Annotated in this window: 1 protein-coding gene; it reads left to right on the forward strand. The window is 45.0% G+C overall.

Annotated features, from left to right (window positions below):
* Nucleotides 1-95: 95 nt before the first annotated feature.
* The coding region (locus tag BG32_RS11495) for a site-2 protease family protein (protein WP_147434991.1) at nt 96-1,230 on the forward strand (1,135 nt) is incomplete at its 3' end.

Raw genomic sequence — 1,230 nt, forward strand, 5'->3', positions numbered from 1 at the left:
GTAGAAAGAACCGCTGATCAAAATCCGGTCGACTACAGTCAAATAATCGAGACTGACAGCGTTGCAAGAAAGTTAGCTCAGGAAGAGGTGGATAGATGTTATTAGCAATAATATACTTTCTTCTAATTCTGACGGGAATAGTAGTTGTCCATGAGCTTGGTCACTACATTTTCTCGAGGCTTTTTGGTGTAAGAGTTCTTGAATTCGCAATAGGAATGGGCCCTAAGCTCTGGTCGAAAAAAGGAAAGAATACGACCTTCAGGATCAATGCATTTCCAATCGGCGGTTACGTAAGACCTGCAGGTGAAGACTTGGATACTATCGACTCCTCGATTCCGGAAAGTGAGCAGATTCAGAACAAACCCGCCTGGCAGAGATTCATTATTTACTTCGCCGGTCCAGCTTTCTCTTTACTTCTGGGCTTTTTAATTCTCTCTCTTGTCGCAGTAATATGGGGCTTTCAAGAGGTCAAGATCGATAAAGTCGAACCTGGTTCTCCTGCCGCAGTTTCCGGAATGATGCCGGGAGACCGAATCGTTTCAGTTAATGGAAAGACTCTCATCGACAATACACGTTTGAGTGAAGCAGTAGCAAAAGGAGAGAGAATAGATCTTGTTGTGAACAGGGAAGGTAAGGAAATCGAGATCGCTATAATACCTGAACTTCTTCCCCAGGAAGCCTTCTTTGTTATCGGAGGTGTTTCAGGAGAACCAGGCGATATTCTCTCTTCAATAAACGGCGGAACCTTCAACGGCGATTATGTTGGATATGGAAGTGTTCTTTCGCCTGAAAGTTCTATAAAACTCGGCTTCGAAGATGGCTCTACATTATCGGGAACGCTCCTGACTTATTCACCTGCCGAGGAACGCTACGCAATGGGCATCTATTATGCAAACTTCAAACCTCAACTTGCCATTGACCACGGACAGTTTAGAGAAGGAGACATCCTGCTTTCAGTCAACGGTATGAAGACTGAAACAAGTTATGATCTAACCACGATGAGTCAGTTGTTGGCTCTGAAGCCCGATGAGCTCTTGATTCAGTTCACCGGGAAAGAAATCTCCTTTGCCGAATTCGGCTTTCCCGACGAATTCGTTGTTTCTGTTGAACGGGAAGGTCAATTAATAAATTTGACAGTGAGTAAAAACGAGATGATAGCCCTGGTCGAAGAGGCGGGAGCCTTTGCTCAAGGAAGCAGTTATTGGTACCCCGATACTGCATTGGAGGCGG

This window comes from Mesotoga sp. HF07.pep.5.2.highcov, from assembly GCF_003666285.1.
Classification (GTDB): Bacteria; Thermotogota; Thermotogae; order Petrotogales; family Kosmotogaceae; genus Mesotoga; species Mesotoga prima.